Here is a 24,219-nt window from a genome sequence, read left to right as displayed (position 1 = left end):
AATCGTTTTTTTCTTCATACACTTGACTTTCACCCGAAAAAATGTCCTCGAAACCACCCTCGATAAATGCTTGTTTTTTGTCAAGAGAAAAATGTATTTTCAAAATTCAAACTCAAAATAATGTTATTCAAAAATAGAAAATAACTTCCCTCTTCCTCGACTAAAAGTTCATTTTTTTGTCATTTTTCCAGAACAAATAAAAAAAATGAGAATCGATTAGACTCTCAGTTTTTTTATTTATTTTGCTGTATGTTTTCTAACGGCTGGTAAAATTTCAGTAGCAATTAATTCAATATTTTTCTCAATTTTATCAAATGGTACACCGCCAAAATCAATTTGTGCCATAAAGCGTTGTTGGCCAAACAATTCATATTGGTAAAGCATTTTCTCAATGATTTGTTGTGGGCTACCAACCATTAAAGCATCACGGTAATCTATTGCATTTGTAAATTGCTGTTTCGGATACCCACCACCGCGCAGTGTGAGCATACCAGCATTAATGTGAGGGGAATATTCACTAAGTGCATCTTGTGAATTTTTTGCCGTATAAAATAAACTCGTTGTCGCAACTGGTAAACTAGCTGGATCAAATCCGCTTTGTACAGCAGCCTCACGATAAGCATCTACTGATCCTTTAAAGTTAATAGCTGGACCACCTAGTGTTGTTATCATCATTGGCACACCCGCACGCCCTGCTTTAATCGCACTAGCTGGTGGGCCACCAACTGCACGCCAAATTGGTAAATTATTATTTTTCGCTCTTGGAATAACCGATGCGTATGTAAGTGGTGCTCTGAACTGTCCATTCCAAGTTACATGTTCCTCGTTATTAATTTTTAATAAAAGATCCATCTTCTCTTCAAATAATTCTTCATAATCATTCACGTCATAACCAAGTAAACTATATCCCCCAATACGAGATCCACGACCAACCACGATTTCTGCACGTCCATTAGAAATTAAGTCAATTGTAGCAAAATCCTCATATACTCGTACCGGATCAGATGTACTTACTATCGTTGCTGAACTTGCAATTTTTATATTTTTCGTAGCTTGTGCAATAGCTCCTAAAATAACTGTATGAGCTTGTGTTGTAAAATGCGTTTGATGACTTTCACCGACAGCAAATACATCAAGTCCAGCTTCATCCGCTAACTTAGCTGTATCAATTAGTTCGTGAATTCTTTGTTCTGCACTAATTTTCTCTCCGTTATGCGGATTTGAAACGTGATCACCAATTGAATATAATCCAAACTCCATCCCTTTATTTGTATCCATACGGTATTTTTCCATCATTACTCTCTCCTTTAATGAAGTGTTATTAGTTTCTCTTTTAAAAATGTTTGTAAGTCAAATGTATTTTCCTATTGCCTATAACTTCACTTGATTAGTCAATTGATGTTGTAAAAAAAATTACTCTTTCGGTAATTCTTTTTTTTCACTATGCTTATGAACTTTCGTCATTAGCTCGTATAATATTTTCTGTTCTTCTTCATTTAATACATCATCAAAAAAAGATGATTGAAATGCAAGTTGCTCTGGCAATGCTCTCTCTAAAGCTGCTTCTCCTTGCTCTGTAAGACTAATTGTTTTCGTTTTCCAATCTTGTTTTCGTACAATATATCCTTCTTTTTCAAGACGAGTTAACATTCGAGAAATGCCACCTTGTGTAACAGTTACCTTTTCAGCTAACTCCATTTGTGTTAGTGGTTGATACGTACGTATTTGCAAAAGCACATCAAATTGAGCTGTCGTTAAATCAAAACGTTTTAAAAACTCATTTGACATTTGATTACTTTGGTTCGTAAATCGTATTAAACGTAACCATATTAATGATCCTATCGTATTATCACGCATGTTTTGTCACTTCCTAGCGTTAATCTTACTATCACTTTACCACTCAAGTGATAGTAATGCAAGAAATAATTTCATTTTATATATAACTCAACTTACTTGTACTTAACTAAAGGCATCACTCGTGTAGTATTAGGTCTACTTGCCATTCTCTACACCTCCATAAAAAAAAGGATTAAGCTCCAACGCCAATCCTTATCATGCATTTATTTTTTGTTTTCAAAACAATATGTTTGAAATTCACATCGTCTTCTAATCTATTATTTTCTTTTATCGTACCGTAAATTCATTTGAGCATACCGTCTTCATGTAAAAGTTGTATAAGTTTGCATAAAAGGCCCTTGTTTACACCAATCGGGCTCTTACGGGATAAATCATTTAAGTTCTACTTTTACTTCCTCTTTAGACATAACATCAGGTCTATAAATTAATTCAAGATTAGAATCACCTTTTTTCGCTTCAAATGTTATGGCTCCTGTTAACTTACCGTTTGGATCTACATCTTTAATTTTAAAAATATTTTTATTACTAGTTGAAAATGTATGGTCCACGATACTTCCATCTCCTCTTTCAAGGTAAAAATCTAATGGATTAATTCTAACTTTTTGATTACCAATATTCTCTACTGTAACATGAACAATAACAAACTCATTACCTTTTTCCAGCTTGTCATATTCTGCCACTTGTGCTATTTGTACTTTATGGACTGTTAATTTTTGATTTCTAATTTGAGTAGTTTTTTCAACATTATATTCTCTTGTATCTTCATTCTTCGTATTTTCTTTTTTAGCACTACTTTGCTCTTCCTTCGTATTATTTGATACAGTTTTAGCTACTTCTTTCTTCTCATCACATGCCGATAAACTGAAAACTAACGTCCCTGCTAAAGTGACTGTCGCGATTTTTTTAAACATAAATTCCCTTCCCCCAATGTGAAAATGATAAAAATCCCCAAAAACTATATATTATACTAACAGATAAATGAACAGTATATTGTCGCTATGTGTCGAATGTAATAAGGCTATGTATAAGTATGAAGTCTTACTTCGCATCATCTCTCAACTGTTCGATATATGATAAAATTTTAACAATAAGATATCCACCTTACTTACGAACTCTTTCTTCCCATAACTATGAGTATTATAAAATTTTAAATAAGAAAAAATTCAAATAAAATGATAAAATTAAACAAAGTACTAATATAAAGGTGGGCAGAACATGCATATTTCTAAACAATTTATAAAACCATTTCCTGAATATGAAGACATATTTTATGATGATTTGGAACAACATAAAAAGCACTTTTTACCCATTTGTTCTATAAACTTACAATGTATTGAACCGGAATTGGACGAATGGTTACATATTGTGTCAGCAAAAGAAATCCATGATGGTTGCGTGGGTGATTTCACCAAACCATTTCACACAAATTTTACGAAAGTAGATACATTAGGATTCGATGTCATTAATGGAAAATATAAATTTGAAGCGGATTGGAATTATTTCGAAATCGAACAAAATAATTCTGACATAATAGAACAAGCCTACGAGAGTAATGAAAGAAATTATCAAATCCGTAAAGAATATTTTCAACGTAATCAAAAAATTTATCCTTATTCTAGCTTTGGAAAAGAAATAACATCTGTAGAAGTATTAGAACGAGAGTTTGCTGAAAAACAAACAAATGGCTGGGGATTAAATTATCCCATGATAAATGGTATCCTAGATGATGTTCGTTTTATGACAGAAGAAGGTGAAGAATTATTAGAAAACTGCGATAACGAAGACGAAATTTTTGATTTTACGAATCTTCTATATGTACCAAAAGATGAATACGGACATCCCTTTACATATGTTGGATTTGTTACAGGTTATTATTTTCAAGCTTATGGTGCCGATCGTATTTACTTATTCTTTAATAAAGAATTAAGAAAAGCAGTCATTTGTTTTGAATATACATAAGATAATTAAGAAAAGTCCATTTTGAAAATTATTACTTGAATCAAAATGGATTTTTTATAAATAATTTATTTATATTTCAATTCCGCATCTACTGTGAAATGTGTAAAATCTCATATATTGTAATATCCTCTATCTCTTCAGTCTCAGGCTTTACTTCATAAAATTCAAACTGACTATATCCCCACCTATCTGGGTTATACACTATTACATTCCCTTTACAATTCTCTGTATTCTGGACATTCTTATTAAAAATGTTAAATTGAGTTTCAATCAATGAATTCTTTTGAGAAATACTCCCCACGTATTCAACAACATACTTACAATTCTTAAAATCACCACTTAGATTAACAACTAATGAAACACCTATATGTATTTTTTGCCAACCAAACGATTGTAAAATATTATCGTAATACCCTTCAAAGATAAATTTATTCATCCCTTCATGACCATTCCAAATATATAAAGGTGCATAGCAGTTATAAAAATTCCCGTCTTTCTCCGTTTCCGTAATTAAATAAGCTTTAAAATTTAGTTCTTGGAAACCATCAGTTTTATAGCCATTATCCTTTACCCTTTTCTTAATAATTTCCATGTCATAATCCTTTGGAAGAATTACCTTATATTGCATTCCAATCATGTTTATCACTCGCTTTCAATCTTATATACATTATGATAAATCGATAAGTGGCTAACGTAAAATAGGTATAAATTATGTTTGGTATCATTTATAATGATAGTGCATAAGGGGCTGAGATACATGGAAATAAATGATCTTATTATATTCAAAACTGTAGCCAGTGAGGGTTCTATTAGTAAAGCTGCTAAAGAGTTAGGATATGTTCAACCGAACGTAACTGAGCGAATCAAAAAATTAGAACAAGAATTAGAAACGCCTTTACTACATAGAGATAACAAAGGCGTTTCCTTGTTACCTGCTGGTGACATTTTATTAGATTACACGAATAAAATATTAACTCTATTAGAAGAAGTAAAAGATGAAATTAAAACGAGTGGTTCTTCTTATATAATAGCGACGTCACAATCTATTTTGACAAATTATTTAAGTAAGCGTATTGAAGAAAACTTCAGAAATTATCAAATATATGTAGAAAGTAGTAGTCATTTGCAAAAATTACTTCAGCAACAAAAAGTTGATATGGTCATAACTTATGAGGGTTATCCTGACGCATCGTTTAAAAAAGTGTTCACGACCTCAATTTCTGTAGGCTTATTAAAAGCGAAAGAAAAATGTACCATTGATTATTCAAAAGAAATTTTCTTCGTTAGCAATGACAAAAAGTGCCCTTTTAGGAATAAGACAATACAATTTCTAAAAGAAAACAATCTATCTCAGCAACAACTTCAACAGTTGGATTCTTATTCGCTTATGGAAGAGTTTATTGATGATGGAAAAGGAATAGCTTTTTTACCGATTAAAAATGATAAATTGGTACCAATTGAAGATGTTCCAGTTGAGAAATTAGCTGTTCATTTTTTTACAAATCAAAACTCTTTTAAACAAATCCCTGATGAACTATTTGGTTAATAAAAAATCCCTCCTTTATGAATCTAAAAGAGGGATTTTCATATTCTATACAATTGATTTTTCACACATTTTGCTCCACTTCTGCACTTTTCCCCTTCTTATTCCGTTTCATATTCTTCAGTCCCTTAACCGTGCCAACTAATCCTTTCGGGAAAACTAGCAATACGATAATGTACAATAAACCAAGAATAATCGTCCATCTTTCAAAAATCGGATACTCTGTAGCTAGTTCTGATAAATAATATTTCAGAGATTCAATAATTCCAGCTCCTGCAATTGCTCCAATTAACGTTCCGACGCCTCCAATCATTGTCATCAATAATGCATTTAATGTCATTTCAATTGAAAATACAGTCGTATTAACAAAGCGTAAAGTGATAACAAATAAACCACCGCTAATCGCAGCTACTACTCCTGCAACAATGCTAGCAATAATTTTATAATGAAGCACTTTATATCCTAGTGCTTCAACACGTTGCTCATTTTGTGAAATTGCCTTTAATACTTTTCCAATAGAAGATTTGGTGAAAAGACGTAACAGAACAAAAATGATAAGTAAACATATAAGTGTTACATAATAAAACGTAAAACGATCACGGAATACGTCTGGTACACCAAATGTAAAACCATCCCCTCCGTGAGTGAGCCCACGCCATTTTTCAGCAAGGACGAAAAACAACTGTGAAATAGCAAGTGTTAACATCGCATAAAAATGACTTTTCAGCCGTAAAGAAAGTAAACCAATTATATAACTAACGATTGCTGAAATGATAATTGCAGCTACTATTCCAATTAAAAAGTTCGTTATTGATACGCCTTGTCGATCAAATAAAAGCGCTACCCCATATGCTCCTATCCCAAAGAACATACAATGACCGAACGATACAATTCCTGTATACCCAAGCAATACATCAAAACTCATTGCAAAAATAGCAAAGATGAAGATTTGAGTGAACAAAATTAACAGGCTCCGTGAATCATTTACGAACGGAAATACACTTAAACAAATGAGCATACATACTCCGAAGTATACTTTAATTCGGTCCGATGTGCTGTTCACCATTTCACCCCTTTTCACCAACAAGTCCAGTTGGCTTCACTATTAAGAAAAATAGTAACATTAACATATTAATTGCAAGTGATAAATCTGGTATAAAATACGCTGTAAAAGCACCAGCTAATCCAACAATTAAAGAAGCAATAGCTGAACCTTGTACGCTTCCTAATCCACCGATAATTACTACTATAAAAGCTAAAATTGCATACTGCATGCCCATCTCGGCGAAAATAACGCCCGAATACGGTGCTAATAAGAATCCTCCTAAAGCTGCCATCCCTGCTCCTAATAAAAAGACGAAAGAAAATATCGCTTTTACATTAATACCAAGCGCTTGAACCATTTCTTTATCCATTACACCTGCACGGATCATAAGACCTATCTTCGTCTTTTTGAGTAATAGTAGTAGTGCAATGTAAATAATTATCCCAATCAAAATAACAAATAGACGATATTTAATTAATATAATACCTCCGAATGTAAAACTTCCTTGTAACCATAACGGTAATTTTGCACTAATAGGGTTTGGCCCCCAAAATATTTTAATACACTCACTAAGAACGAGCATTCCTCCAAGCGTAACGAGCAGCTGTCGAACATGATTTCCATATACCGGTCTAATAAGAAACCTTTCTAAAATAAATCCTAGGAACATTCCCATGGCTACTGCTCCAACTAAAGCTAATATATAACTTCCTGTCATATTAAATAACCAAACACCTGTAAATGCTCCCCATGCAAATAAACCACCGTGTGCAAAGTTTAAAACACTCATTAGACCGAAAATAAGTGAAAGACCTGATGCTAACAAAAAAATGAGCATCCCTGTTGAAATCCCATTTACAAATAAATTGATTAACACATCCACCCTTTTCACCTCGGATTCATGTTAAGAGATTCCTAAATATTTATGACACATTTCCTTATCCTTTTTTAATTCATTCATAAAACCGTTATGAACAATTCGTCCGTTATCCATAATGTAAAAATAATCGCCAATTTGACTGGCCATCATAAAATTTTGCTCAACAAGTAAAACTGTTGTTTTCTCTTTCATCTTCAAAATAGCTACCATTAATTTCTCCACCATTATCGGGGATAGCCCTTTGCTCGGTTCATCAATAAGTAATAATCCATCACTATTAATAAACGCTCTTGAAATAGCCAACATTTGCTTTTGCCCTCCGCTCAAGAGCCCACTTTTCTTATTCCAAAACTGCTTTAAATCCGGAAATAGTTCCAGCATCCACTCTATTTTCCCTTCTACTTCCTCACCTTTTCCCCTAGCAAGAGCGAATGTTTCTTCTACTGTCAAATCATGAAAAATACCTTGATTTTCTGGTACATACCCTATTCCTTTCCTTGAAATTAAATGTGTAGGTAATCCACTTACTTTTGCACTGTCATAATAAATTTCACCATCTGCAATGCGGTGAAACCCCATAACTGAACGTAATGTCGTTGTTTTCCCTGCCCCGTTTCTACCAAACAGTACAGTAATTGTCCCTTTCTCAACAGCAAGAGATACTCCTTGCAAAATATGAAACTGATCTAAATACGTTTCTATATTATTCACTTGTAATAGTGCCACTATATAATCCCCCTAAATAAGCACTTTGTACACGCTCATCTTTCATAATTTCTTCTGGCAATCCTTCAGCCAATAACTCTCCATGAAATAAAACGATAAGATAATCTGACAAACCTAGTATCATATCCATTTTGTGTTCGATAAGTACAATTGTGCTCTCTGGATGTTTCTTAATATTTTCAATCACTTGTAATATAGCAGGGACCTCCTCAACCGAAATACCTGCCGTCGGCTCATCAAGTAATAACACATCCGTTTTTAAAGCCAATAACATCGCAAGTTCTAGCTTTCTTTTCTCTCCATGTGCCAAATCTTTCGCTAATACGTCCTCTTTCTCGTGAAGTAATACTGTTTTTAAGAAACGTCTCGCCTCTCCAACTTGTTGCTTTAATTTTGCTGGACTCGGGAAAAAACTATAGTAATCTTGTACGAATGATTGAACACTTAAACGGACATTTTCAAGTACCGTTAATTCTGGGAATATGTTTGTAAGCTGAAAAGAGCGACCGATTCCTAAGCGTGTTCGATCTGAAATCGATAGTTTTGTAATATCTTGCCCTTTAAAATACACTTCACCTGTTGTGGGTGAAATCTGTCCACTTAGTAAATTAAATAATGTTGTCTTCCCCGCACCATTTGGCCCGATAATAGAAATGAGCTTTCCTTTTTGGACAGTTAAATTTACATCTTTAATAACATGATGTTCACCAAAAGATACGCTAAGATTTTTCGTCTCTAGCAAATGTGTCACGAAATCCCTCCCTTTAAAGCCGTGAGTATGAAAGAAATATGTATAAAGAGGGTCCCCCCTCTTTATACAAAAACAACAGAAAATTCAGTCTATTTATTTTGAACTGGTGGTTCTGTCTCTTTCATCGTTAATTCTCGCTCTAATACTGGCACCGGATAATCAACACCATCTTGCTTTTTCAATGTGACAGAATACAGCGTCTGCATCGCTTGGTGGTCCTTCTCTCTAAACTTCATCTTTCCTTTCGGTGTATCAAATTCCATTCCTTCCATTTTCTTAATCAATGTATCTACATCTGTATCACCTTTTGTTTTCTTTAAGGCTTCTACAATAGAAATTGCTGCTGACATTCCTCCCGCTGTAAACAAATCTGGCACTGCACCATTAAAACGTTTTTTATGCTCTTCAACTAGCCAATCATTCACTTTATTTTTTGGAAGTGTGTGATAATATACAGAAAAACCTTGCATACCTACTAATGCATCCATTGTTTTTAATGCTGGTATATCTGGCGCACCTGTAGAAATTTTAATACCTTGCGCTTCCACATTCATATCTTTCAACTGTTTCCAAGGTGAATTTGCCCCTGCCCAAACGATAAATAAGTAATCTGGTTTTGAACTAATGATATTTTGAATATTCGCTGTAAAATCTGTTGAATTTGTATCCGCGTATTGCTCATTCACAATGTTCGCACCTAATTTTTTCGCACCCGCTTTAAATGCAGCAATCCCTTCACGACCAAAAGCGTTATCTGGGGCAAATGTCGCAATCTTTACATCTTTTTTCGCAATTGCTGCTGCTCCTGCAATCGCATCTTGTGAGGAACTTCTTCCAGTTCTAAAAATATATTTATTCCAGTTCTTCCCGGTAATACTATCCGCTACTGCTGGTTCTACAACCATAATCTTTTCATATTCCCCGGCCAGTGGTAAAACCGCTAACGTATCACTGGAACTAGACGATCCAACTAAAAAATCAACTTTCTCTTCTTCTAATAACTTCGTAGCTTTTTTAACTGCTACATCCGCTTTCGTTTCTGTATCTTCTACAACAAACTTAATCTTTTTCCCATCTACTTTCCCAGTTCCACCAGTTGCATAATCTAACCCTAATTCAAATCCGTTCACTGTTTGTTTTCCATACGATTCTAGCGGTCCTGTTAAAGAAGCAAGGACTCCTACCTTAATCGTTTTTTCATCCTCTGTACTTGTTTTCTTTCCTGAACAAGCTGCCGTTATTAATAACGAACCTAAAACACAACCAGTAAACATTGTCTTTAGCCACTTACGTTTTTTCATCGACATTGTGATCCTCCCCATACTTTACTTTCTGATAGAATCAAACACGCCAAAATCCCCTGTCCGTAATCATGACTAACTAATTCGATAGATAATGGAAAACTCTTGTAGTACCCTCTACATTCGGCACAAATATATAATCACCTTCCTATGTAATGGAAACGGACATACAATCAATATATATTCTGCAATCCAATTGAAAATACTGTTTCATTTCAGTAATGATCATACAAAAAGACTAACTTATTTTTTAAGTTAGTCTTTTCACCTTAATTAGAGTTAAGTTCTACTTTCTCTAACCCTTCAGCCAATTGTTTCTTATCTAGTCCTTCTCCTATTACTACTAAGTTTGTCGGGAAACCGAAGTCTTGTTCTAATAAAGTTGGTACTCCGAACGAATATTGGAATAGGTGAGGGTATTTATCTCCATGGAATTTCACAAAACCTTTCACTCGATAAATACTATCTGGTAAATTCGAAAGCCATTCATATAATTTGTCTTGATCAATCGGTTTCGAAAATTGATACGTCATCGTTTGTATATGTAAATGCTGTTTGACATGTAGTGTCTCATGTTCCTCATCATTTGGAAATTCTGCTTTCTCTATATCTTTTAAAGATATATTACAATACTTTGTCTCATACATTTTCGCATGATCATTTATTGCCTTTACTTCTTCAAATACTGTGTTCTTATCTTCATCTGTTAGTAAATCTGCTTTATTAACAAGAATGTGACTACCAAATTTCAGTTGCTCATGCAATAGCTGTTGTACATTTGCACTTAATATACTTCGGTTTAACCACCTTACTGCATCTAAAACGACTACAATTGATTTCACTTCCAGAAAAGGAGCTAAAATTGGCGAGACACACGCGTCTAACACTTCAATTGGATGTGCAACACCTGTCGTTTCTATATAAATCACATCTGGTCTTTCTTGTTGGTATAACGAATGTAATTGTATTTCAAGCTCTTCTTTTAACGTACAACAAATACAGCCTTTAAGAAGTTCTCTTAAAACATTCTCTTTTCCAATAATATCTGTATCTACCGAGTATTCACCAATTTCATTCATTAATACTGCAACTTTTCTATTCTTCTTTTTCTCTGCTAACAATAAATTTTGTAATAATGTTGATTTTCCACTACCTAAAAAACCACCTAATATATGAATCTCCACTTTATTCATTCAACCGACCATCCATTTCTTTACTTCAAATGTATTCAAAGCGTAATAATTACGATTTATATTTATCATTTTATTAAAAGAATGACCATTTGTAAATATAAGAGATTCACTGTTCATTTACTTCATATGCAACTCTTACTCCAGACTCAATTGCCCCTTGCATCCATCCATGTGTTAATGTCGTATGCTCTCCTGCAAAATGTACTTTTCCAGATGGTGGTGTAATATACGGAAATAACTCGAGCTCTTGGCCTGGTTCGAAAGCTGTAAATGCACCGCAAGAATACGGATTTTTACTCCAGCTAAAAGATGTTCCAGTGACAAACTCACTATAGACGATGTCACCGTATATTTCTGCTAAATTTTTTAATGCGTAACGAATGCGTTCCCTATTCGGTAAACTATCCCATGTTAACGCCTCATCTGCCCACGTATAACTCGCTAAAACGGTAGCTGCTCCTGGTGTCTGAATGCCATAACTCGGATAATATGTAAACCGTATCGGTAAATCGGTAATAGATTTACCGCCACACTGTCCCGCTTTCTCCCAAAATCTACTTTTAAACTCTATCGCAATTTTCGTTGCAGCAATATAATTTAATTCACGAATTGCTCGTCTTTTATAATAAGAAAATAGATTGTAAGGCTGAATTTCAACAAAACGTAAAGCTGAAAATGGGATAGTAACAATTGCAACATCACCTGTAACCATGAATCTCTCTATAGTTTGTTCATGGTTTACTTGCATCATCACTTTGCTATTTTCTTGTATAATTTTTTCAACCTTATACCGCATAAATATATTCTCATTTAACTGCGATAAAAATGCTTTTGGTAATGCATCCATCCCGCCCGTTATCTCATAATATTTCGTCGTTGAAGTAAAGAAGACCATTTCTCGTAATACTTCAATTAAAGACATTCCCATATACGCTTCCATATCAAGAAGTACACCTATCATATCTATTGCACCGTCTGAATAATATTCAGTTAAAAATGTGCCGAGCGAATATGCTTTATACTTTTTCTCAACAATACTCCAATTCTTATTAGGATCTTTCTTAATATAATTTAGAATCGGCTCTAATACATCTAACATTAACTCTTCTGCCGTTTTACTTTTTTCGCTCTCTAAAATAGGATATCTAAGTATACTTGGATTTTTTTCGAATATGCTCAATCTCGTTTTAATATTATTCGTATAAATAATATCTGAAACGGTTTTATTTATAAAAAGATTTAACGGCAATTTGAATTTACGAATGTAAGCTAAAGTTAACTTGTGTGTATCAGGAATCCGCATTGGTCCTGCATTAAAATATAAACCTCTGCTAAACGGTTCACGGATCGTATATATTCTTCCGCCTATTCGATTATTCGCTTCTAAAATTGTTACTTTATGCCCTGCTTCTTTCAATAATGATGCTGCAACTAAACCTGAAATTCCTGCACCAACAATAATAATCTGCTTTGGATTCTTCGTTTTAACGAGCCCCACATTAATAATATGAAGCATTCTTTCCATCGTTAATGGCTGCATCATGGTCTTTTCCCCTTCAATAAAGGATTTTATTGCATTATATTCGGTTAACTTACTTCCTATGTTTAATGCAAGAAACTACACGGATACATTTTCAAATACTTGAATATCTTTTATAAAATGTAATAAACTAGATATAACTCTATAGAAGTAAGACGTATTATCTTACATAACAAAACCAATGAAATTGCGAGGAATTTTGAAATGAAAAAAGGTATTAACCGTGTTGTATTAGTAGGAACAGGAGCAGTTGGATGTAGTTATGCTTACTGCATGATTAACCAAGCCGTAGCTGAAGAATTTGTTTTAGTCGATGTAAATGAGGCAAAAGCTGAAGGAGAAGCAATGGATTTAAGTCATGCTGTTCCATTCGCACCAGCTCCAACTAGAGTATGGAAAGGCAGCTACGAAGATTGTAAAGATGCTGACCTTGTAGTTATTACAGCTGGATTACCACAAAAGCCAGGCGAAACACGTTTAGATTTAGTTGAGAAAAACGCCAAAATCTTTAAACAAATCGTTCGCAGTATTATGGATAGCGGATTTGATGGCATCTTCTTAATCGCAACAAACCCTGTAGATATTTTAACTTACGTAACTTGGAAAGAATCTGGTTTACCGAAAGAACGTGTAATCGGTTCTGGTACAACGCTTGATTCTGCTCGTTTCCGCTATATGTTAGGTGAGTACTTCAATATTGGTCCACACAACGTTCACGCTTATATTATCGGAGAACACGGCGATACTGAACTTCCAGTTTGGAGCCATGTTTCCGTTGGTATCCAAAAACTACAAACATTGCTTGAAAAAGACAACACGTATAATCAAGAAGATTTAGACAAAATTTTCATAAACGTCCGTGATGCAGCTTACCATATTATTGAGCGTAAAGGCGCAACTTATTATGGTATCGGTATGTCACTTCTACGTGTTACAAAAGCAATTTTAAACGACGAAAATAGTGTATTAACTGTATCAGCTTACTTAGAAGGTCAATACGGTCAAAAAGATGTGTATATCGGGGTACCTGCTGTTTTAAATCGCGGCGGTGTTCGTGAAATTTTAGAGGTTGAATTAAGTGAAGATGAAGAATTAAAATTCGACCACTCTGTTCAAGTATTGAAAGAAACAATGGCTCCGGTTCTTTAATGAAAATAAAAAAGCAATCCAATTTATTTTGGATTGCTTTTTATTTTCATTATCTCCTATGACTTTTTAGTGATTTTCTATCATTTCTTATTTTTTAGTCTCATCCTCATTATTTATATCAAGTACATCTAATAAAAAGATAAAGATTGGTATCCCGATAATAAGCCCCCATATTCCGAGGAAATGCTCTGAGAAGATGAGAATCATAAATGTATAAAAGATTGGTAAATTTGTTTTTGCAGACATAAACTTCGGATTTAAAAAATAACTTTCAAGAGCATGGATGACTGTAATGAACACAAGTATGTATACTACGTACATAACTCCACCTACGTTGTAAGCAATGATACAAAGTGGAAACAAAGAAATAATCACACCTGCAACAGGAATCAATCCTAGTAGAAAAATCATAACAGCTAATACAAGAAGCTGCGGAAATCCTAAAACAATTAATGCAATGACAGTAAGAATACAATTTACAACCGCAATTAAAAACTGTGCTTCAATTACTTTGCCGAACGATCTTGCAAATCTTTCACCAAAATATGCAATTTCCTCATAAAACATTTTTAACTTACTATCTTTAAACTTAGATGTAAATGTAATAATACGCTCTTTTTCTAATAAGAAAAATAAGCTTAAAATTAGAGATAATAATATTTGTAAACTTACCTTCCCTATATTTGCTATCGATTGATAGATGACATCTACACCTTGTTCTATATATTTTGATACTTCCATCCCATTAATTGTCGAAAGTGCATATTTAACGATTTCATTATCAGGTGGATTTTGAAAAAATAGTTTAAATTGGTAAATTAATTGTGAAATTTGTATCGTTAGCACAGGTAAATATTTATACAATGTCGTGCCAATAAAGGAAACTAATATGATATACAAACAGGCAATAACAATTTTCCGGTCCACTTTCAATTTCTTTGAAATAAAACGTTGGAATCGATCCATTAAAAATGTCAGTATAAACGTAATTAATATTAAGTTGATCATACTTTTTAATCCATATAATACTAACGCTAATATTATTAAAACGAGAAACCGTTGAAACCCTCTACTTCGAAAGAAATTTTTCACTTCATTCATTAAGATTTAACCTCCCCCTTCAATGGATGGAAATTGAATATATTACATTTTATGAACTTCTATAGACAATCTTTCTTACTAATTAGGAAGAATCCTTTTTTTATTCTTATATTGTTAGATTCTATTTATATTAGCCCGCTTACTTACTTCAGTTGAGCTCTTTTTTTCGTTTAACCTTTTACAATTTAGGTGCTTTTCTATTTTTAGACTGCTGTTCATACGCATATCCAATATTGAAAAGCTCTTTTTCACCAAACTGTTTCCCTACAAACACTACACCGATTGGTTCTCCATTTTTATCATATCCAGCAGGAACCGCTAATTCCGGATAACCAGCTACAGCTGATAGAAGAACTTCATCGTTATTAATCATAACTAGAGCATCCAAACCTTTTTCTACTAAATACCTATCTAGCTCTTTTCTTGCATTTTCTTGACTCGTTTGCACTACGTTTTCAAACTCTTCTTTCGTTATAACAGATTTTTCAGACCCTTCAATTAATGTTTGTCCGTATTTTATTCGTCCTTTACTATCCTTTTTATTAAACGCTATAATCTCTTCTAACGATTTTACCGGTACATTCTTTTGCTGTGAAAGATAGTCGTTTACATTATGCTTGAACTCATATTCTAATGTTTGCAAATTATCTACACCCTCAGCACTTAACTGGATATTATCAGTTAATATCGCACCTGCATCTTGAAGGTCTTTTCTAATTTTTTCTGCTACTGCTTTTCTATTTTCATCTTGTTGGTATACAGAAAAAAGAAGCCCTATCTTTTTCCCTTTTAATCCATCTATCGATAAATCCTTTGTATAATCAATTCTTTCTTTATCTTTCATTTTTTCTGTCATAACATCTTTTTCGTCATAACCTATCATTGCATTAAATAACGTTGCTGCATCTTTTACCGTTCTTGCCATAGGTCCTGCTGTATCAAGAGTTTCAGCTAACGGAATAATTCCTGTTCTGCTTACCATACCTAAAGATGGACGTAACCCAACTACTGATTGCTGCGCCGCGGGTGCAACAATCGATCCCGTCGTTTCTGTTCCAATTGCAAGCGGCGCAAAATCTGCTGCAACTACTGTAGCAGATCCTGAACTTGATCCTGAAGTATCGAATGTAATCGGACCGTACGGGTTTAAATTTTGTCCTTTCTTCCCGCTATACCCGCTTGGCATTGTAAAAGATAAATAGTTCGCCCACTCAGACATATTCGCTTTTCCTAAAACAAATGCTCCTTCTTCTTTCAACTGCTTCACAATTGTTGCGTCTTGATCTGCAATCCAATCTTTTAATACATAAGTTCCTGCACTAGTCGGCATCACTTTTTCCGTCTGTACATTATCTTTTACAACGACAGGAATACCATATAAATTCGAATTTTTGTTTCTACCCCGCTCTTGATCTAACTTTCTTGCTTCTTCCATCGCATTAGGATTTATCTCTGTAACAGAATTTAATGTTATTCCATTTTGATCATGTTCTTGTATTCTAAAGAGATAAATACTCGTTAATTCTTCATATGACAACTTTCCATCATCAATCATTTTTTGAAGCTCATCTACAGTCGCATTTACGACTTCTTTTTCTTTTATCTTTACATTTTCTATATTGATTCCTTTAAGCTGATTATGTATCGGTTGTAGCACTCTTTCTTTATCATATACAATACGCTCAGGTTCCTTTGGAAAATAATTTTTATACACGTAATATCCACCGGCACACGCTAATAAGACAATGCCTCCAGTGATAGACAGCGTTACCTTTACCCATTTCTTCATGTTGCTTCCTCCACTCTATAAGATGCTTAGCTATACAAAAAAGAGAGTTACCTTTTACTTAACTCTCTCCAATCAAAATGCTAAATGAAAAAATGAAAGATTTCAATCTAATTACTTCTTTTTTTGCATTTGCTTTGCTAACATTTCTTTCACTTGATTATACGTTAATCCTGAATTTTTATTTAAACGCTTTACTTCCTCAACATCAGTACCTACCACTGTATATTTTTTCTCATCATTCATTTTTCTAATTCCCTTCTCACCGTATTATTTCTTATATTTCTTCCCTAAATGCGCATAAATTAACACCACTACAAAAAAGAAAGCTGTTTTTAAGTACAGCTTCCTTCTCGTTACATATTGTATTTCTTAATAAAATTTCACTACATCTTCAGTAGGCAAGAACGTTCTTTCTGCTGGTTGTTCGTTTGGTTCACCAAATGGCATTTGACCTACTAAGCTCCACTCTGCCGGAATGTTCCAAGTTTCTTTCACTTCAGCATCTACGATTGGGTTGTAATGTTGTAATGACGCCCCAATTCCTTCAGCAGATAATAGCATCCACACAGTATGTTGTAACATCGCATTTCCTTGATGAGACCAGAATGGGAACTGATCTTTATATAATGGTGCATTTTCTTGCATTTTTTCTACAGTTGCTTGATCTTCAAAGAATAGCACTGTTCCTACACCTGCATGAAAACCTTTTAGTCTTTCTACAGTCGCTTCAAAGTTTTCTGCTGGTACACGGGCTCTTAGTGTTTCTTTAACGATATCCCAAAACTTTTCATGCTCTCCATCCATTAATACAACCATACGACCACTTTGCATATTGAAAGATGTTGGTGCGTGTAAAGCTGTTTTTAACACTTCTTCAATTCTTTCTTTCGTAATTGCATCGTTTTTTGCTACTTTACGAATTGAACGGCGGTTCACGATTGCTTCTTTTAAGTTTGTTGTAGTTGCTGACATTTTAATTCCTCCAAATGTTTGTTTTATAATTTATTTTGTTATTTCATAACAAGCGAATTAGCAATATCCATCGGTATTACATTGCATACCTTCAAATGAATTTGTTTTATCCTTTTCAATTTCTTTATCAATGACCCTTTCTAGTGTTTCTTTACTAGCAAGCCCTTGAATGACTTCATCTCCAATCATGACAGTTGGAACGGCCATAATATTCGCTTCATCATATGCGTGTTGAATTGCTTCTTGATGCTTTTCTTTATATTTACGAGTTACTAAAGCATCTTTAAATTCCGCCTCAGGAAGTCCTACTTCTACCGCTAATTTTGTTAACACATCAATATCTTCAATGTTTTGCTCTTCTTGGAAAAATGCTGTGAATACGCGGTGATGATACTCATTACCTAGTCCACGTTCTTTCGCAAATTGACATCCTTCGAAAGCTAAATGTGTATATGGATGTGGTGAAACACGTGGCAAGCGCATATCAATTCCTAACTTCTTCGCTGTCGGAAGAATGAAAGCATCCCATGAACCTAATTTTTCTGGTTCATTCCATGGATCTATTTTTGAATATGGACTTGGACGTAATTCAAATGGCATCCATTCAATCTCTACATCTTTCTCTTTCGCTACCTCATCTAATGGACCTTTTGCTAAAAAACAAAACGGACATATAAAATCTGAGTATACTTTCATTTTTACAGTCATAACTTTTACACCTTCCCTTTATAGTTGTAATCAAATCAGTTACATTAATGATAAAAAAATATAAATATGATTTAAGCATTCATTTTTTCTTGCAAAGTTTCAAACAACTGCCCCATCGTAATATTTCTCAAAACTTCTTCCATCGCGGATTGTGCTTGAATTAAAATAATTTCTAACACCGCTTGAATATTCGCCCCAATTGGACAATCTGGATTCGGTTGCTCGTGAATATGAAATAGCTTGTCTTCTTCGACTACGTTCACTGCATGATACACATCTAACAATGTGATTTCATGTAAATCCTTTAGTAATCCCGCGCCACCCGGTCCACGATTTACGTAAACAAAGCCAGCTTGTTTCAAGTACGACATGATTTTACGAATGACTACTGGATTTGTATTGACACTCTCAGCCATATAGTCTGAAGTACAAAGTGAAGATGGATTGTTTTTCAAAATAGATAAAATATGAACAGCTATGGAAAAGCGGCTACTAATTTTCATCGTAATCACCACCTCGATGTAATCATTATAGTTACAACCGAAAAATAAGTCAATCCTTTTCATAGATTTTTTATAAGTAAATTAAAAAGTGTCCCATTATGATATATGAGACACCTCTTTTTATTCTGCAAATAGCGATTGAAATTCTTCAATAAATAGCTGCACAGCGATTGAAGAATCCTTTAATGAAGGAACAGCTAATGCAATTTCTCTCCATACTTGTGGTTCCAATTCTCTCGTTTGCACATTTTTTGGTAAATTCGTTAAAGATAATTCAGCTAATATTGCAATGCCCAATCCTTCTTGAATCATATTTAAAGCTGTAGTAACTGTCGAAATTACATATTCAGCCCGAAGTGGTACGTTTGCTTGTTTAAACATATCAATAATGGGTGGTTCATATCCACCCTTACATAATATGATCGGTTCATTCTCTAAATCACAAATTGTAAGAGCGTCCTTCTTACAGAGAGGATGATCCTCTCTTAAGATAGCAACCATTTTCCCCTTCGTTAATGGAACAATCTCCATATCTTTATTAGGCAAAATAACAATCCCTATATCAATAACCCTCGATACTAACCAATCTTCAACTTCTTTAATCGTTCCTTCACAAAGAACTACTTCTAAGTTCGGATACTTCTCCTTAAAAAGGTTTATCATTTTGGGTAAGAAATGTGCAGAAGCACTCGGAAAACTACCAATTCGAATCGTTCCAACTTCGTGTCCTTTCTCCATCGCAACTTCTTGTTCAATCTTCTCTACACCGTTCAAAATCTCTCTAATATGTACAAGAATCCTGTTTCCTACATCCGTAACGAGGAGCCCTTTTCGTTTATCACGTATAAGAATCGTAACTCCTAACTCTGACTCAATACTTGAAATGGCATGACTTACAGCTGGCTGCGTCATATTTAACACCCTAGCAGCCTTCGTAAAACTACCTAACTCAACAGTTTTTATTAATACTTGCAGTTGTGTAATGGTCATAACTAATCACTTATACTCCTCATAAAAAAGATTCATTTTATTTATTACAGTCGATATCATATCATAGTGAAATGAATAACAACAAGGAGGTCTTACCGTGACACAGCTTTCTCGAACTAAGACGGCCATAATCCTTACCTTTCTCGTTTTCATGTGGGGAATCAATTGGCCTTTATCTAAGTTTGCCCTGCATTATACACCACCTGTTTTATTTGCAGGCGTTCGAACTTTAATTGGAGGATTCATTTTACTCCTGTTCGCATTACCGAAATACAAAGAGTTACATTTAAAAGAAACGTGGCATTTATATGTTATTTCTTCCTTACTTAACATCATTATATTTTATGGATTACAAACTGTCGGCCTTCAATATATGCCTGCTGGGTTATTTTCCGCCATTGTATTTCTACAGCCAGTCTTACTCGGTATTTTCTCGTGGATATGGCTTGAAGAATCAATGTACGGCTTAAAAATTTTCGGGCTTGTTCTCGGATTTATTGGTGTAGGTGTTATTAGCTCTAGCAGTTTAACTGGACATATTTCTATTATTGGAATCCTTCTCGCGTTAGGATGCGCTATTGGCTGGGCACTTGGCACAGTATTCATTAAGAAGACTGGTCACCGTGTTAATGCCATTTGGATGGTAACACTTCAGCTTATTATTGGTGGCCTTTGCTTAATTGGATTTGGTTCAGAGTTTGAAAGCTGGTCTAGTATCGCTTGGAGTATGCCATTTGTTAGCGTACTTCTCTTTATTTCATTCTTTGTTATTGCAATGGGGTGGCTTGCATACTTCACACTTGTTGGAGCTGGTGAAGCAAGTAAAGTTGGGGCTTATACATTCCTCATTCCACTAATCGCTATTATTGTAAGTTCAATTTTCTTACATGAGGCTATTACCATTAGCTTATTCATCGGACTATTATTTATTGTTGTGAGTATTTGTTTTGTAAATATGAAACCGAAAACACTTGCTGTAAGGCAGCAAGTTGAATTGAAATAAACGTAAGAAAGAGCCTACTGTTTGTAGGCTCTTTCTTACGTCTTACTTTTTACGACGTACTACAAAAACACACGCACTTACCGACGATACAATCGCCAAAATAGACAAGACAATTGCTATTACTTGCATATTACTAGTGCCTTCATTCTTTTCTACACTAGACACTTCACCATGTTCTCCTGTTAATGACGTACCTTTTGCAATTGTAGTAAGTGAATGTGGTTTTTCAGCTTTTTCATCGCCTGTCCATTCAACAATTTCTCCGTCTTTATATTGTTGATATGCATCCCAAGCTATTTTTTGTTCTTTATCCGGATTTTTAGCGACGAAAGTAAATCGCTGGAACTGACCGGGTAAAATCCCTTCTCCTGTTGCTTCCCATACTACATTTTTAACTTTTCCGGCTGTATCTTTTTGCTCCTCAACTTTCCATCCTGGCACTGGTTCATACTGTTGGAACTCCACTCCAGACGGTATTTTCAGTGTAACTTTTGTCGTTGCTACATTTTTTTCAACTGGTACTTTTATCGTATAAGTCTCCCAAGAATCAATGTCAGAAGTTGCTGGTTTTACCGTGACGTGCGCACTAACAGGTAACGAAAACATTCCCATTGCAATAATTGTTGCGATCATTGTTATTCCTAATTTTTTTATACGTTTCATTTTCTATTTACTCCTTTTCATCTATAACATCTGTTTATCATGCTGCTCGCTAGCAGCATGATTGGTACAATTTTATCTGCCACCTACAATAAATTTAAAATCTGTATCGAAACTATCAAGAGATTTTGTTAATCCATGAACATGTATATTCCAGTTTCCTGTCATGTTAATATACATACCTTCTGCTTCATATTCTCCCGGTGAAACTACTGAAACTTTAAATGAACCTTTTCCCATGTTCATATCTAATGATTGAGTCGTCAATATCATTTGTTCCATATCAGTAACAGGCTGTCCCTTTTCATCCTTTAGTTTAATATGGAATTTATTTTGTCCTACCTTATTCGGACTTACATTTAGCGTAAGTTCATATCCATTATCTAATTGCTTACTCTCTGTAAATGGTCCAGTAGGAGGCATCGGTGGTGTCTGTACGTTTGTCATAAAAGCTACGATTACGAAAATGATAATTCCAATGACAAACTCTACTTTCACCGTAGCTCCTAATCCTTGCTGCGCTCTTATTCTCCCTTTCACATAATGAATAATTCCCAATATCCCCATGAAAATAAATAATAGTATCTTTGCTAATAAAGCCAATCCATACTTTGTATCAAATAATGAGTGGATTGTTGGAATAAAAAATGTACTGTTAAAAAGGCCTGTTATTAAAATCACGATGACAGCACCTGTTGCCCACGGTGAAAAACGCTTAATCATATCCCAATACATATGCCACTTGTTATCCTCTTTACGTAAAAGAAGAATAATAGATGATAAACCACCAACCCATAATGAAGCTGCTAATAAATGTAGAAAATCCATAACGACAGCAATGTCTTTAAACTTTAAACCGTATGCGTGACTATTAAAGGCCTTCATAACAAGTAACCCTATAAACAATAGTATTGGAATACTCCATACTTTAAACGACGAAAACTTCTCATGCTTCACCGCAAAATACGTAACAATTATAAGCGTACTAATGAGAACCATTTGAGTAATCCATACATAACCAAAAACAGAAAGCTGTAATGTTTCTTTTAATAGTAAAGGATTGAATGCTTCTAGCCATGAAACATCAGCATTTATTTTCGCTTGCAATGGTAGATTGAATAACAAGCTAATCAATATCCCAAATAGAGAAATCCATATTATGTTCTTACTCCTTAATCGAACCGAGGTTGCATTTCCTTTATACATAATAAGATTAAAGAATAGCACTCCTATAAATAGTGAGAAACTTGTATATAAAATTCCACGTTCCATAATCATATCGATTTGTGGGATGTAACCCATCTCTTCCACTTGTATATCGTCTGTTTCTGTTTCCACTCCCGCTAATCCAACCCGGAACGGGATAACTCCTTGAATTGGATGTCCATCAGCTGAAATCACTTTCCACTGAATAGAGTAAAGACCATTTTTGAGATTGTCTTTTAATCCGGCTTCTAATAGCTTTTTATTTTTTTTATCAATATGAGCATCTTTTAAATCGACCCTTTTACCTGATGTATCTCTCACGTACAATGTATTAAAACTTGAAACTTGTATGTCCTCATCGAATTCAATTTTCACAACAGATGGTGCTTTCTTCAATGTTTCATTTTCAGTAGGGTTTGATTTCACAACGTACGCATGAGCAGATGCACTTTTCGGTATCAATATGATAACCACACATGCAAGTAATAACCATGTCCCTAATCTTCTCATTACTTTCACACTCATTTCACTTCTTTCTTCCTCATCGCTCTATTTTCATTACTTTAACTTCCGAAGTTTGATTCTCGGGCGAAATATTAACCTGATTAAATATAAACTTCTGTAAAGTATAACTCTTATTTCTCTTCCACCTCTGAACTTCTAATACAATAGTAACTATCACTATAGATACAACTTACATTTTTAAAGCCGATTGTTATTATATCATAAAATATATTTATGTAAGTTATCAAAGAAGAAAAGTTATCGTGAATCATTTGTGAAGAAAATGTGAAATGCATAAATAAAAAGGTGTTACGTAATAACGTAACACCTTTTTAAAAATATCCTTCTTCTATTTCTCTTCCGGATAATCACAATACTCGATAATCGTTCCTTCTGTATCCGCTGGGTTAAGATATATTAATCTTCTACCGTGCTTATTAATCCGAAGTGTATGCTCTAATGTCCGAATACCTTGTTCTTTTAACTCTTCTAGAGCCACATCTAAATCATCGACACGATACGCAACGTGATGAACACCTTTACCTTTTTGTTTAATAAAACGGGCAATTGGAGATGTCGTATTATTCGTCGGTGCAAGTAATTCAATTCTATCTCCATCCACTTCAAGAATGGCTACTTCGCTTTCCACACCAGGAGCTTCACTTACGTAACGATCTATTAATTCTCCTGATAGAACCTGTTCATAAAAACGTATCGTACTATCTATATCACGAACTGCGATTCCGATATGATCAATTGTTTTTTTCATTTTATTTCCCCTACTACTTTATTTTTTCTCATTATTAATAGTAACAAAAAAAGCTATAGAAACAAGTCTA

25 protein-coding genes are annotated in these 24,219 nt (G+C 34.2%); 4 read left to right on the top strand and 21 right to left on the bottom strand.

Features of this window, described 5'->3' with window-relative positions:
• Positions 1 to 237 precede the first annotated feature (237 nt).
• From BAQ53_RS09080 to BAQ53_RS09070, 3 genes are all read right to left on the bottom strand, one after another.
• Complete coding sequence (locus BAQ53_RS09080) at positions 238 to 1,293, bottom strand: LLM class flavin-dependent oxidoreductase (RefSeq protein WP_208906753.1); 1,056 nt, start codon at positions 1,291 to 1,293, stop codon at positions 238 to 240.
• Between the two features lie 120 nt (positions 1,294 to 1,413).
• Positions 1,414 to 1,857 (bottom strand): MarR family winged helix-turn-helix transcriptional regulator, encoded by a 444-nt coding sequence (locus BAQ53_RS09075; RefSeq protein ID WP_001205522.1) that lies wholly within the window; start codon positions 1,855 to 1,857, stop codon positions 1,414 to 1,416.
• A gap of 371 nt (positions 1,858 to 2,228) precedes the next feature.
• On the bottom strand, positions 2,229 to 2,768 hold the full coding sequence (locus BAQ53_RS09070) for a DUF4352 domain-containing protein (RefSeq protein ID WP_199696820.1): 540 nt from the start codon (positions 2,766 to 2,768) through the stop codon (positions 2,229 to 2,231).
• Between the two features lie 304 nt (positions 2,769 to 3,072).
• On the opposite strand from BAQ53_RS09070, the gene BAQ53_RS09065 reads away from it, so the two are divergent.
• A complete protein-coding gene (locus tag BAQ53_RS09065) occupies positions 3,073 to 3,816 on the top strand; it encodes a hypothetical protein (RefSeq protein ID WP_000548211.1) in 744 nt (247 codons plus the stop codon).
• Positions 3,817 to 3,904: 88 nt separating this feature from the next.
• On the opposite strand, the gene BAQ53_RS09060 is transcribed toward BAQ53_RS09065, so the two are convergent.
• Entirely contained in the window at positions 3,905 to 4,453 is a 549-nt protein-coding gene (locus BAQ53_RS09060; protein WP_208906751.1) for a DUF4865 family protein, read from the bottom strand.
• A gap of 120 nt (positions 4,454 to 4,573) precedes the next feature.
• Between BAQ53_RS09060 and BAQ53_RS09055 the strand changes: the two genes are divergently transcribed.
• A complete protein-coding gene (locus BAQ53_RS09055; RefSeq protein WP_000404992.1) occupies positions 4,574 to 5,362 on the top strand; it encodes a LysR family transcriptional regulator in 789 nt (262 codons plus the stop codon).
• A gap of 61 nt (positions 5,363 to 5,423) precedes the next feature.
• Here the strand turns inward: BAQ53_RS09055 and BAQ53_RS09050 are convergent, their stop codons facing one another.
• The 7 genes from BAQ53_RS09050 to BAQ53_RS09020 form a co-directional block, all read right to left on the bottom strand.
• On the bottom strand, positions 5,424 to 6,377 hold the full coding sequence (locus BAQ53_RS09050) for a branched-chain amino acid ABC transporter permease (protein WP_002163942.1): 954 nt from the start codon (positions 6,375 to 6,377) through the stop codon (positions 5,424 to 5,426).
• A gap of 49 nt (positions 6,378 to 6,426) precedes the next feature.
• A complete protein-coding gene (locus tag BAQ53_RS09045) occupies positions 6,427 to 7,287 on the bottom strand; it encodes a branched-chain amino acid ABC transporter permease (protein ID WP_000382787.1) in 861 nt (286 codons plus the stop codon).
• A gap of 21 nt (positions 7,288 to 7,308) precedes the next feature.
• Positions 7,309 to 8,010: an ABC transporter ATP-binding protein gene (locus BAQ53_RS09040; RefSeq protein ID WP_001196696.1), complete on the bottom strand. Its 702-nt coding sequence runs from the start codon at positions 8,008 to 8,010 to the stop codon at positions 7,309 to 7,311.
• Positions 7,988 to 8,761 (bottom strand): ABC transporter ATP-binding protein, encoded by a 774-nt coding sequence (locus BAQ53_RS09035; RefSeq protein WP_208906745.1) that lies wholly within the window; start codon positions 8,759 to 8,761, stop codon positions 7,988 to 7,990. Before BAQ53_RS09035 ends, BAQ53_RS09040 begins: the two co-directional genes overlap by 23 nt.
• Before the next feature lie 89 nt (positions 8,762 to 8,850).
• A complete protein-coding gene (locus BAQ53_RS09030; protein WP_000062001.1) occupies positions 8,851 to 10,068 on the bottom strand; it encodes a substrate-binding domain-containing protein in 1,218 nt (405 codons plus the stop codon).
• 263 nt (positions 10,069 to 10,331) lie between these two features.
• Positions 10,332 to 11,255 (bottom strand): CobW family GTP-binding protein, encoded by a 924-nt coding sequence (locus BAQ53_RS09025; protein ID WP_001044945.1) that lies wholly within the window; start codon positions 11,253 to 11,255, stop codon positions 10,332 to 10,334.
• A gap of 106 nt (positions 11,256 to 11,361) precedes the next feature.
• The gene (locus BAQ53_RS09020; RefSeq protein ID WP_000983558.1) at positions 11,362 to 12,798 is read right to left on the bottom strand and encodes a flavin monoamine oxidase family protein; all 1,437 of its coding nucleotides are present in this window, start codon (positions 12,796 to 12,798) and stop codon (positions 11,362 to 11,364) included.
• Positions 12,799 to 12,999: 201 nt separating this feature from the next.
• Between BAQ53_RS09020 and BAQ53_RS09015 the strand changes: the two genes are divergently transcribed.
• Positions 13,000 to 13,944 (top strand): L-lactate dehydrogenase, encoded by a 945-nt coding sequence (locus tag BAQ53_RS09015; RefSeq protein WP_208906743.1) that lies wholly within the window; start codon positions 13,000 to 13,002, stop codon positions 13,942 to 13,944.
• Positions 13,945 to 14,031: 87 nt separating this feature from the next.
• On the opposite strand, the gene BAQ53_RS09010 is transcribed toward BAQ53_RS09015, so the two are convergent.
• The 7 genes from BAQ53_RS09010 to BAQ53_RS08985 form a co-directional block, all read right to left on the bottom strand.
• Positions 14,032 to 15,045, bottom strand: a complete 1,014-nt coding sequence (locus tag BAQ53_RS09010) for an AI-2E family transporter (RefSeq protein ID WP_001006571.1) — start codon at positions 15,043 to 15,045, stop codon at positions 14,032 to 14,034.
• Between the two features lie 178 nt (positions 15,046 to 15,223).
• Complete coding sequence (locus tag BAQ53_RS09005) at positions 15,224 to 16,834, bottom strand: amidase family protein (RefSeq protein WP_046945391.1); 1,611 nt, start codon at positions 16,832 to 16,834, stop codon at positions 15,224 to 15,226.
• 111 nt (positions 16,835 to 16,945) lie between these two features.
• Entirely contained in the window at positions 16,946 to 17,077 is a 132-nt protein-coding gene (locus BAQ53_RS26375) for a hypothetical protein (RefSeq protein ID WP_000997344.1), read from the bottom strand.
• Positions 17,078 to 17,203: 126 nt separating this feature from the next.
• Positions 17,204 to 17,806 carry a nitroreductase family protein gene (locus tag BAQ53_RS09000; protein ID WP_001277011.1) on the bottom strand — a complete coding sequence of 201 codons (603 nt, stop codon included), beginning with the start codon at positions 17,804 to 17,806 and terminating at the stop codon, positions 17,204 to 17,206.
• Between the two features lie 57 nt (positions 17,807 to 17,863).
• Entirely contained in the window at positions 17,864 to 18,514 is a 651-nt protein-coding gene (locus tag BAQ53_RS08995; protein WP_000216673.1) for a DsbA family oxidoreductase, read from the bottom strand.
• Positions 18,515 to 18,585: 71 nt separating this feature from the next.
• Entirely contained in the window at positions 18,586 to 19,017 is a 432-nt protein-coding gene (locus BAQ53_RS08990; RefSeq protein ID WP_000704073.1) for an Rrf2 family transcriptional regulator, read from the bottom strand.
• A 120-nt stretch (positions 19,018 to 19,137) separates the two neighbouring features.
• The gene (locus BAQ53_RS08985) at positions 19,138 to 20,007 is read right to left on the bottom strand and encodes a LysR family transcriptional regulator (RefSeq protein ID WP_000156773.1); all 870 of its coding nucleotides are present in this window, start codon (positions 20,005 to 20,007) and stop codon (positions 19,138 to 19,140) included.
• Between the two features lie 97 nt (positions 20,008 to 20,104).
• Between BAQ53_RS08985 and BAQ53_RS08980 the strand changes: the two genes are divergently transcribed.
• Positions 20,105 to 21,010, top strand: a complete 906-nt coding sequence (locus BAQ53_RS08980) for a DMT family transporter (protein ID WP_000192806.1) — start codon at positions 20,105 to 20,107, stop codon at positions 21,008 to 21,010.
• A gap of 42 nt (positions 21,011 to 21,052) precedes the next feature.
• Here the strand turns inward: BAQ53_RS08980 and BAQ53_RS08975 are convergent, their stop codons facing one another.
• The 3 genes from BAQ53_RS08975 to BAQ53_RS08965 form a co-directional block, all read right to left on the bottom strand.
• Complete coding sequence (locus tag BAQ53_RS08975; protein ID WP_074594112.1) at positions 21,053 to 21,673, bottom strand: YcnI family copper-binding membrane protein; 621 nt, start codon at positions 21,671 to 21,673, stop codon at positions 21,053 to 21,055.
• A 72-nt stretch (positions 21,674 to 21,745) separates the two neighbouring features.
• Entirely contained in the window at positions 21,746 to 23,401 is a 1,656-nt protein-coding gene (locus BAQ53_RS08970) for a copper resistance CopC/CopD family protein (protein WP_000114330.1), read from the bottom strand.
• Between the two features lie 328 nt (positions 23,402 to 23,729).
• The gene (locus BAQ53_RS08965; RefSeq protein ID WP_000750855.1) at positions 23,730 to 24,149 is read right to left on the bottom strand and encodes a VOC family protein; all 420 of its coding nucleotides are present in this window, start codon (positions 24,147 to 24,149) and stop codon (positions 23,730 to 23,732) included.
• Positions 24,150 to 24,219 lie beyond the last annotated feature (70 nt).

Origin of the sequence: Bacillus sp. B25(2016b), from assembly GCF_001679765.1 — a bacterium.
Taxonomy (GTDB): Bacteria; Bacillota; Bacilli; order Bacillales; family Bacillaceae_G; genus Bacillus_A; species Bacillus_A thuringiensis_K.
The sequence above is the reverse complement of the archived record's forward strand: the minus strand, read 5'-3'. Positions and strand labels throughout refer to the sequence as shown.